7 protein-coding genes are annotated in these 9,842 nt (G+C 49.2%); 1 reads left to right on the top strand and 6 read right to left on the bottom strand.

The window, feature by feature from the left end; genetic code table 11:
* Positions 1-96 precede the first annotated feature (96 nt).
* A complete protein-coding gene (locus L0156_24235) occupies positions 97-1,197 on the bottom strand; it encodes a DNA topoisomerase IV subunit A (protein ID MCI0606108.1) in 1,101 nt (366 codons plus the stop codon).
* Positions 1,198-1,199: 2 nt separating this feature from the next.
* On the bottom strand, positions 1,200-3,032 hold the full coding sequence (locus L0156_24230) for a DNA topoisomerase VI subunit B (GenBank protein MCI0606107.1): 1,833 nt from the start codon (positions 3,030-3,032) through the stop codon (positions 1,200-1,202).
* Between the two features lie 71 nt (positions 3,033-3,103).
* Between L0156_24230 and L0156_24225 the strand changes: the two genes are divergently transcribed.
* Positions 3,104-6,052, top strand: a complete 2,949-nt coding sequence (locus tag L0156_24225; GenBank protein ID MCI0606106.1) for a histidine kinase — start codon at positions 3,104-3,106, stop codon at positions 6,050-6,052.
* Between the two features lie 80 nt (positions 6,053-6,132).
* Here L0156_24225 and L0156_24220 read toward each other — a convergent pair whose 3' ends face one another.
* From L0156_24220 to L0156_24205, 4 genes are all read right to left on the bottom strand, one after another.
* The gene (locus tag L0156_24220) at positions 6,133-6,618 is read right to left on the bottom strand and encodes an asparaginase (GenBank protein MCI0606105.1); all 486 of its coding nucleotides are present in this window, start codon (positions 6,616-6,618) and stop codon (positions 6,133-6,135) included.
* Positions 6,618-7,475 carry a zinc metallopeptidase gene (locus L0156_24215; GenBank protein MCI0606104.1) on the bottom strand — a complete coding sequence of 286 codons (858 nt, stop codon included), beginning with the start codon at positions 7,473-7,475 and terminating at the stop codon, positions 6,618-6,620. The genes L0156_24220 and L0156_24215 overlap by 1 nt, the downstream gene beginning before the upstream one ends.
* Before the next feature lie 307 nt (positions 7,476-7,782).
* Positions 7,783-8,811, bottom strand: coding sequence for a hypothetical protein (locus L0156_24210; protein ID MCI0606103.1), 1,029 nt, complete (start codon positions 8,809-8,811; stop codon positions 7,783-7,785).
* Positions 8,808-9,644, bottom strand: a complete 837-nt coding sequence (locus tag L0156_24205; GenBank protein MCI0606102.1) for a heme-dependent peroxidase — start codon at positions 9,642-9,644, stop codon at positions 8,808-8,810. The genes L0156_24210 and L0156_24205 overlap by 4 nt, the downstream gene beginning before the upstream one ends.
* Between the last annotated feature and the right edge of the window lie 198 nt (positions 9,645-9,842).

Here is a 9,842-nt window from a genome sequence, read left to right as displayed (position 1 = left end):
GCGGTTCGGAGTTCCTTTGTTCGATATTCTGCGGTTTAATATCCTTTTGCGAAAATCCTTCTAAAAAAACAAGAAGTTCAACGTCAGTAGTACGAGCTAATCGAGCCAGTGTTTGGATTTCAGCTTCTCAGGCAGATAAGTAGTCGTCAAGTAGCGAAAATCTTTGTTTGCGAGCGCATCCAATTCGTATTTCAAACCTGACGTGAGCATCCTTTTGATTTCGTGTTGCCAGGGTTTTTTCTGAAACCACGGATAGTTCAGAATTTCACGTGCGCGAGCAATGTCTTTATCATTGAGTTTGATTCCTACCGTTCTCGGTAATCCGAAGTCCTCCGGATCTTGACTCGACAAACCAATGAATTTTGCCTGCGGTACAGCCATTCTTTGGGATTCATAAGCAAGACTGATCGAACCCTGTTTGATAACCGAATAGATGTAATAGCCCCAGGGATCGTTGTCCACCAGCACATACACGGGCAACTTCCGTTCTTCATTCAAGCGTCTGGCAAGGCGGCGCACGCCGCGTGGAGGCTGTCCGTTTCCTGTAAGTAAAACGCAGTTATGTTTCTTCCAGAATTTATCTTCCGATAGACGGTTCCACTGAGTTCCTTTTTCCACCAGCAAAACAAAATCGGCCGTGCACTTTTTTATTTCAATGTACTCAGGCTCCACGATCGAAGGAACCGAGTAACCCCCTTTCCCAAGGCGCGTGCAATCGATCGTGTCCCCGTCATCCACAAGAACCACCGGGCCGACGATCGTCCCGGTATTTTCTGCGCGCACATGCAGCTCTTCGCGCAAAGAATCAAGAGCCACTTCCAGATCCTCGATAATCGGATCCGATTCACCCTGCAAATCAAAAGTATTTTCATGAGAATCTTTGATTGTGTGTTTCGTCCGATAATAAATTTCACGAAGGGAAGTGGTTAAATCCTGCCGCTGCAATTCAGCAAGCGCATCCGCCACAAGAACGGTCTGCATAAATTTTTTCGCCATTCCAACATTAAAAAAAGACCGCTCCTGTTTGGCTGTACCCATTTCAATGATTCCTTTCTTCACGTTGAAATTCACGTTCGAAAGGGATCGCGTGGGTATGTGTAGCGACGGACTGCGATTGGTTTTTGCAGCAAGAACAACTTCATCAGCCAGTGAAATCAGCCGGCTTTCCACATCTTTTTTCTTAATCTTTTTCTTCATAACTACTTTCTCCTTGCCAAAGTAGCGCGGACGTCTCGTCCGCGGAGCTCTGCGGGCGCGACGCCCGCACTACTTTGCTCAGGCACCTCACCTTCCGCTCCTTCCGGCGTAACAACGATGGAATGCGGCAGTTCTTCAGCGGGAGGCTCTTTTCCTTTTCTCAACAACGCGTCCACTTTTTCTCCACCGGTTTTGCTGACGGCAATTCTCATCAATTGCTTTTTCAATCTTTCCGGTTCAATTTTCCCCTGTTTCAAACGGGTGCAGGCTTCTGCGACCTCTTCAATGTAAAGAGCAAATATGTTACGCCGTTCGAATTCGCTTTTTGCATGAGCCCTCTTGCGCAAATACGTCGCGAGGCGGCGTCCGCACTCTTGCAGCGCAAGCCGGATCTCTTTTCTGATTTCATCGTAATCGGCAATCGCTTCTTTGGATTCACTCGTGAACGGAACCCAAACCGACGCCATGTGGATAAACACAACCATCGGACCTTGTGGAAGCGCGCCGCGCGATTGTCCCAGACCATAATTCTTCCAAGCAGTTTCCAGAACCGCTTTGTAAGCGCTACAGGCAGATTGCTGATAAAGAAGCGGGACACGATTTGCGTACCGAATTACGCGGGTGAGTTCGCTCTCCTCTTCATGCGTCTCTCCTTCGGCCAGCGCAAGCTTGCGGGCGCCTCCGCTGTTCCCGCCGTTGCCTGTGCCGAAAGCAAGGCCCGCCTCGATGACAAACGGATTTCCGCGATACACTGCGGGTGGGCGTGTGGTTGCCGTATAAAAATCACCGCGAATTTGCTTGTAGAGCCCTGCTAGAATCGCCTTTTCACCGATCGGAGACAAACAATCTGTTGGCGGAGCCATGATTTTCGTTGCTTGAATCGCCTGATACAGCTTCTCCGCCTGATCTCGCGCGATCCGGCGCGGGTGCGCATGCGGATCCAGATTTGCTGCTTTGCAAATCTCGTTCGCTGTGCGCGGCGAAACGCGCGAAAAATCGCTTGTAAGAAATCCGGATAACCAGTGGCTCTTGGAATCGTGCAACATCTTTAACAGCATCCCCAGTTCAATGCCATAAGGATGCGGTTTGATTTCGCGTGGAATCGGAGGAAGCTCGGTGAAAGTTCGTGAGTATTCGACCTTTTGCCCTTCCGGATTGTAGTAGGTGAGAATCGCGTGCGGATTCGCGATCGATGTCAGCTCCAAATATTCATCAACCGAACTGCGCCCTTTCTGATACTTCCCTTCCAGTTCAATACTGACAGACGTTCCGCGCGCATGCTCCCACTCAATTTCCGTCTTCTTAACGATGATCGGCTCATTTTTCTTCGTATCGATCTGGATCTCGAAATAGTGAGCCGGTTTCCTGTCACTGGTTCTGGAAATAATACGGACCGGTTTCCCCGTCGTTAGCTGGCCATACATTCCAGCAGCAGAAATTCCAATTCCCTGCTGACCCCGGCTCATGCGCAATCTGTGAAACTTGGAACCATACAAAAGCTTTGCAAAAATTCTCGGAATCTGTTCGCGAACAATTCCGGGTCCGTTGTCCGTTATCGTAATCCGAAAGCGCGTGGCCTGTGACGGCGGCGGAACCGTATCGCCAGTGGAAACTACTTCAACTTTGACTATGATCTCCGGCAAGAGGCCTGCTTCTTCGCAAGCGTCCATGGCATTGTCGACCGCTTCTTTTACGCAGGTCAACAAAGCCTTGCGTGGATTATCAAAACCAAGCAAATGCCGGTTTTTGGTGAAGAATTCCGATACAGATATTTCTCTTTGTCGCGCACCCATTTCGACTGCCGTTAAGGCGGCAGACTTAGCCTTCTTGTTCATCTCCAGACCTCAATCATTATGGAGGTTCAAGCGTTCAAAGGTTCAAGTGTTAAAATATCAACGAGAACTCTTTGACCCCCTACGGAAAGCTTATCATACTCCTGCTATTGCGCTGCAGCACGGCCCTGGGGCTCAGTCCGGAAATCGCGATCGGAGACTTCGGCCAGAGACTCTGGACGAGTGAAAACGGCTTGCCGCAAAACAGCATCCTTGCGATCACTCAAACACGGGATGGCTATTTGTGGCTCGGAACACAGGCGGGTCTGGCGCGTTTTGATGGCGCGGGCTTTCAAGTGTTCAACACCAGAAATTCAGGGCTCCCCCACAATGACGTGTTTGCTCTTGCAGAAGATCGTGATGGAAATTTATGGATCGGCACATTTGCCCGCGGCATTTCCCGCTACAAGAATGGTATTTTCACCAACTTTGGAAGCAAAGAAGGACTCACAGACGAAGTTGTTCGCTGCATATACACAGATTGGCGCGGAGTGTTGTGGGTAGGAACCAGAACCAGCGGAGTATTTGCTTTCCAAAACGGGCGCTTCCAGCAATTTTCCGCTCGCCAAGGATTGGCGAATGATAACGTGCGTTCTTTTTCCGAAGACGCTCAAGGAAATCTTTGGATAGGAACTGAAAATGGATTGAGCCGCTTCCGCGATGGCAATTTCAAAACATTCACAACAAAAGAGGGACTTGCCGCGAATTCTATCCGTTGGATTTCCAGAGATACTCTGGACAGACTGTGGATCGCCACGGATTCTGGCCTGACGGTTTTACAAGAGGGAGAGTTTAAAAACCCTGTGGCGGACGGAAAATTGTCCAACGAATCAGTGCGTTTCGTAACGGAAGACCGGCATCGAAATATCTGGGTCGCCACTGATGCCGGACTGAATCGAATCTACAACGGAAAAGTAACAAGTTATGCGAACATCCAGCGATTATCACAGGATCCGATTCTTTCAATCTACGAAGACCGTGAAGCAAATCTCTGGATCGGCACCGATGGTGGAGGCTTGATCCAGTTAAACGAACTGAAGTTCCGGAATTTTGGCGGTCCGGACGGTTTACCGGATCACACATCGTACTCTGTGTTGGAAGACCGGTCCGGAAATTTGTGGATCGGCACCCGTTCCGCCGGTTTGTTCCGTTGGAAGGATGGACAGAAGCGCGTTTATACAACCGAAGATGGCCTGCTCAGCAATACAGTATTTGCATTGTACGAGGACTCTGCGGGGGACATCTGGGTTGGAACACGCGGTGGAGGGATCAATCTGATTCGCAACAACGCAGTAACCAGCACAAAACTTCAACAACTATCAAACCTCACCGTTAGGGTAATTCTGCAAACACGGGACGGATCCTATTGGATCGGTACCAACAACGGCCTGAATCGTTGGAAAGATGGAGAGATTAAAACCTTCACAACGCAGGATGGATTGTCCCACGGTTTGATCCACTCTTTGTTTGAAGATCGGAATGGAACTCTGTGGATTGGAACTTTTCGTGGTTTGTCACGATGGATGGATGGCAAATTCTCCACGATTTCGCATTCGGAAAAACTCAAAACGGCAAGCATTTGGGCGATTCAAAAAGATACAAAGGGAGATCTATGGATTGCCACGTATGGTTCCGGGTTATTTCATGTCGCCGGCGAAAAAATTACAAATTTCACCGCACAAGATGGTCTTTTTGAAGACACAATCCTGAGCATTCATGAAGATGAGGATGAAAATTTCTGGATGTCGACTTACCATGGAATCTTTAAAGTTTCCAAAAAAGATTTGCTCAGTTTCGAATTGGGCGGGCTCAAGCGTATTTCATTCACTGCTTACGATGCGGCCGATGGAATGAAGAGCAGCGAAGGCGTGGGTGGAGTGCAGCCTTCCAGCTGGAAAACACGTGAAGGAAAACTCATTTTCTTGACTGCGAAAGGAATCACGGCGCTTGACCCACGAAATGTTCGCACGAATCCGCTGCCGCCGCCGGTGAGGCTGGAACAAATCGTATATGACGGCACAACCAATGCTGCAAACGAAGTTGGAAATAGTGTTTCGCTCCCTCCGGGAAATGGGAATCTTGAATTTCATTATTCGGCCTTGAGCTTCGTTGCTCCCGAAAAAGTGAAGTTCAGATACCAGTTGCATGGCTTTGATCAGAACTGGATCGACGCATCGACGCGGCGCATTGCCTACTACACAAAAGTTCCTCCCGGAAATTACCGTTTCCAGGTGATCGCCTGTAATAATGACGGTCGCTGGAACGAAAGCGGGGCGATGCTTTCGTTTCGCATCAGTCCGCACTTTTATCAAACGTACTGGTTTTATGGTGGGCTGATTCTAATCGGTCTGATGTGCATTTATGGTTTCCACCGATTGCGAGTCCGGCGGTTGCGTTCACAGTTTTCAGCGGTTCTGGAAGAACGGAATCGCATTTCACGGGAGATTCACGACACTTTAACGCAGAATTTCACAGCAGTTGTGTTGCAGCTGGAGACTGCGGAGTTAACGCTGCAGGAAGAGCCAAACACAACCCGCGATGCTTTACAAAGAGCGCGCGAACTGGCGCGAGGTGGTCTGGCAGAGTCGCGTAGATTCGTGCGCGCGTTGCGTCCGGCACCACTCGAACAAAGCGATTTGATTGCCGCTCTTTCCGTTGTGACTGCACAGGCTCTGGGTGGAAGTGGCGTTGAATACAAGATGCAGGTGAGCGGAAAAAAACGCGTGCTTCCGCAGAATGTCGAAGACAATCTTTTGCGAATTACGCAGGAAGCCATGTCCAATGTGGTGAAACACGCTCAGGCCAATCAAGTAGACATTGAGATGATTTATAAATTGCTCGGAGTCGAGCTTCGGATTCGCGATGACGGACGTGGCGTCATGCATGATCATACCGGAAGATACGAAGGCGGATTCGGTTTTATCAGCATGCGGGAACGCGCCGCGCAAATGCGCGGAAAGGTGGAGATTCAAAGCAAGCCGAACGGCGGTACCCAAATCGTGGTCCACATCCCAAGATGGTAAGATTTTAACGCAGAGACGCGGAGACGCAGAGGTAGAAAGAGATTTTTTTCTTTTTTTCTCTGCGCCTTTGCGTCTCTGCGTTAAAATTCTTCGAATTCGCCGGTGCTGCGATTCTTCCTCACGTTGTTCCAAAGGAAGTAACGGCCGTTCATTGCGATGTAAACGCCGTGCGGTAAAGTTTGAACAAACGCGAGCGCGCTTCCTAAATTAAACAAACCATCGGAGCTCCCAAATTTGTACGGCACCATTGCGCCGGTTAACACTATCGTTTTGGGGAGTTTCGCCTGACCCAGCTCCCGTGCAGTCAAATCCATGGTGTCGGTGCCATGTGTGATCAGGATCCATTCTTCTTTGAGTTTGGAACAATGGTCCACAATCAGCTGTCTGTCCTGTTCAGTCATGTCCAGACTATCGACAAGCATCAAGGTTCGGATGTCGACTTCCAGTTTGCAGCGGCCGAGCTTCAGCATTTCCGGTAAGTGAGTATCTTTGAAGAAGAGAGTCCCGTTCAGCTCGTTGTATTCTTTATCAAATGTTCCGCCGGTCACAAGTAATCGAATTGCCATCACAAGGTTCGCACACTAAATGTATCACAGCGATTCACATCGCCGCTTTCCATTCCTGTACGAAACCATCGCGTGCGCTGATCAGAGCTTCCATGTGTGAAGGACTCAGGAGACACATAGCCTTTCGATTCCATTTGCAAGCGATCATCCCCGATTTGCGCGGCAGCATTCAACGCCGCTTCCACATCCCCTGTTTCCACAACATTTTTTTGGTTTGCGTAGTATCCCCAGACACCTGCAAAACAATCGGCTTGAAGTTCCTGACGCACGGATAAGACATTCCCTGACTCTTGACCCAACTGAGCCCTGCGTTGTTGAACTTTGCTGGAAACTCCAGTGAGGTTCTGCACATGGTGCCCGATTTCATGCGCGATTACATACGCGCGCGCAAAATCGCCCGGAGCTCCAAAACGGCGGCTCAGCTCGTCGAAAAAACCCAGGTCCAAATAGACCTGTTCATCCGAAGGACAATAAAACGGACCCACCGCAGCGCTGGCAAAACCGCACGCGGATTGCACCGCATCGCGGAAAAGTACAAGCTTCGGAGGCTCATATTGCCCTCCCATTTTCTGAAACAGCTGAATCCATGTATCTTCGGTGTCTCCCACCACAGCCCTAACAAAGTCAGAAGAAGGATCATTGGCCGGCGGCGGAGTTCCCGGTACCGGTTGCTGAGTCGTTGTCTGGGTTTGCTGAAGTATGCCAAGAAATTCCAGAGGGTTGATGCCAAGAAAAAAACTGAGGATCACAAGGACTATAAGACCGCATCCACCTAACTTGAAACCGCCGACGGGGCCAACTCCAAAGCCCCGTCGATCTTCAACATTTTCACTTCTGCGTAAATCTCTCCATCTCATGTCCTACACATATATGCTAGTTTACTCAGGATGCAATCGTGAATTTATCAAATATAGTAGGGGCTGCGCATTTGCAAAAAACGCAAATGCGGCGCCCCTACAAAGCGCAGAACGAAATGAACTTCGAACCTCTCGCAGAAATCTACCGCGGCAAGTGTTAGCGTCAAACTGATCGAACCCCGGCTCGAAAGCATTCACTTTGGTGCCTTCGCACTGGTGGATGATGAGGGACACCTGCTCACCCTTAAAGAATCATCGCAAAAAGGAAATCGGATTTATCCGCTGTATGGAATTTTAAGAAAAAAAGCTACTTTTTTTTCTTCTTCCCGATCCAGCCAAGTCGAAGAAAGAGAAGCAACAAAGTAATCGATAGGGACCCCATAAAACCCAGAACCAGAAAATAACCGGCTGGGTGTTTGATCTCAGGCATGTATTGGAAGTTCATGCCATAAATCCCGGCAACCAGACTCAGCGGAAGGATGATGGCGGAAACGACAGTCAGGACTCGCGCGATATCGCTGGTCTTGGTTGCAGCGGATGCTTGAATGCTATTGAGAATTCCATCCAGTAAGTCGCGAGAAGAATCGATTGCCGCGCGGATGGCGGTTGTGTTCTGTAACATCTCCCGAAACGACTCGCGACCTTCGTCACTGATAAACACGCTCTTTTTCGTAACAATCAACATCAAGACGATATGAAGGCTCGCTGTGATCTTTTTTAACGTGAGTATGTTCAGCCCCGCAATAGAAATCCTTTCTGAAAGATCCTCATGTCCTGTTAGTACGCCCGCTTCGAGCGAATCCAGATAGTTATCGTTTGCCAGATTAAGATGCGCGTAATCATAAAGACATTGCTGCATAAAAAGGAATGCAATGAAACCCGGCGTTTTTCCCGCCAGTCGAAATCCTTCCAGGCAACTCCCCTTTACATAGTCGACAACATCCAGCGATCTACGATGATAAGTAATGATGTAATCCGTTGCGAGAACCAGGATGATGCGACCCACATCAATCTCGGATAATCCATGGGAAGTATCCAGATGACGTTCCGGCTTAAATACTTCATACAGATAAAATGCAAGGCAATCGGGACGTTCGACAATCCGAGGTAATATTTCAGGTTGATTAAAGTAACCAACCAGAACGAGATCGATATTTAACGTCCGCAAAACGTCATTCAGGCTGGAAATATCCGGAGCTTGAATATCGATCCAGGAAAAGACATCAGGATCATTCAGTTCATGCTGCAGGTCGCTGGACGAAAAATTTCGCGTGGATCTATCTTTGGTATTGAAACTGATGCCGTAAAAACTGGACTCCCCAACAGGCGGTTTCATGCTGTGAGCGAAGGAGTTCGGCCTTCGAGCAATGCGAGAAAATTCCTGGAATCAAATTGCAGACCAATGTAAAACGGCCCAAACTCCGCATAAACAGCGCTCGCTTCATCGAATCGCATTTCGTAAATGAGCTTCTTGAAAACGAGTGGATCATCCGCAAACAGATCGACACCCCATTCCCAATCATCAAAGCCGATCGAACCGGAAATGATCTGTGTCACCCGGCCGGAATAGTGACGGCCGACGATTCCATGTTCCAGCATCATATTGCCCCTGCGGGAAAACTCTTCACGATACCAGTTCTTATGCTCGCCTCGGCGCTTATTCATCGGATAAAAACACACATAACGGCGAGTCGGAATTTCAGGGAAAAGGCGGCCCATTACACGGCTCTTCTGCTGTTCCATTTCGTCATCGAATGCGCGCTCAAATTCTTCGCTCCCCGGTTTCAACGAACGCGCCGCAAGCTGCTGATGAATCTTGGACGTCATCTCATACATCCCCAGTTCCACAATCGAAACGTAAGATGTGGTCATTTCCACGAAATGATTGATGCGAGTTTGCTGAAATTGGAGCTGCACCTGACTCAGATCATCAAAAGTTTTTCTGAAGTGAATCAGCATTAAGTCAGCTTTGTGGCCAAGCATATGGACAAAAGCGGTTCCGCCATCACGAATATTCTCAAAGCAGCGGACGGCCTCTGCCGCAAGTTCTTCTCTGCCGGAAGCCGAAAGCTGCCCAAGAGCCGGCCAGTTCAGCCGGAACATGTGATGGAGCACGGACCATCCTTCAAGAGTTTCCGGCACCTGCGGATTATGCATAGAAGAAGACATTTTAAACGCAAAGACGCCAAGTCGCAAAGTTGTAGCGCGGCCGTTCCCCCGGCTGCGCCCGCAGGCGAGACGCCCGCGCTACTTTGCTGACGGAACTTGGGAGCGATCGGTGATTCGGACGATGGGATAGCTGTCTTTCTGATGATCCCAGTAGGAGGAACGTTCATAAAAGAAATGGAGTCTTGCTTTCGGATCGGC

It is taken from the genome of bacterium, assembly GCA_022616075.1.
In the GTDB taxonomy this organism is placed as follows: Bacteria; Acidobacteriota; HRBIN11; order JAKEFK01; family JAKEFK01; genus JAKEFK01.
This window is presented reverse-complemented; position numbering and strand designations above follow the sequence as displayed.

What these genes read in the sequence shown, in the direction of transcription:
- L0156_24235 (MCI0606108.1), bottom strand. Translation starts at nt 1,197, where the DNA reads ATGAAGAAAAAGATTAAGAAAAAAGATGTGGAAAGCCGGCTGATTTCA.
- L0156_24230 (MCI0606107.1), bottom strand. Translation starts at nt 3,032, where the DNA reads ATGAACAAGAAGGCTAAGTCTGCCGCCTTAACGGCAGTCGAAATGGGT.
- L0156_24220 (MCI0606105.1), bottom strand. Translation starts at nt 6,618, where the DNA reads ATGGCAATTCGATTACTTGTGACCGGCGGAACATTTGATAAAGAATAC.
- L0156_24215 (MCI0606104.1), bottom strand. Translation starts at nt 7,475, where the DNA reads ATGAGATGGAGAGATTTACGCAGAAGTGAAAATGTTGAAGATCGACGG.
- L0156_24210 (MCI0606103.1), bottom strand. Translation starts at nt 8,811, where the DNA reads ATGAAACCGCCTGTTGGGGAGTCCAGTTTTTACGGCATCAGTTTCAAT.
- L0156_24205 (MCI0606102.1), bottom strand. Translation starts at nt 9,644, where the DNA reads ATGTCTTCTTCTATGCATAATCCGCAGGTGCCGGAAACTCTTGAAGGA.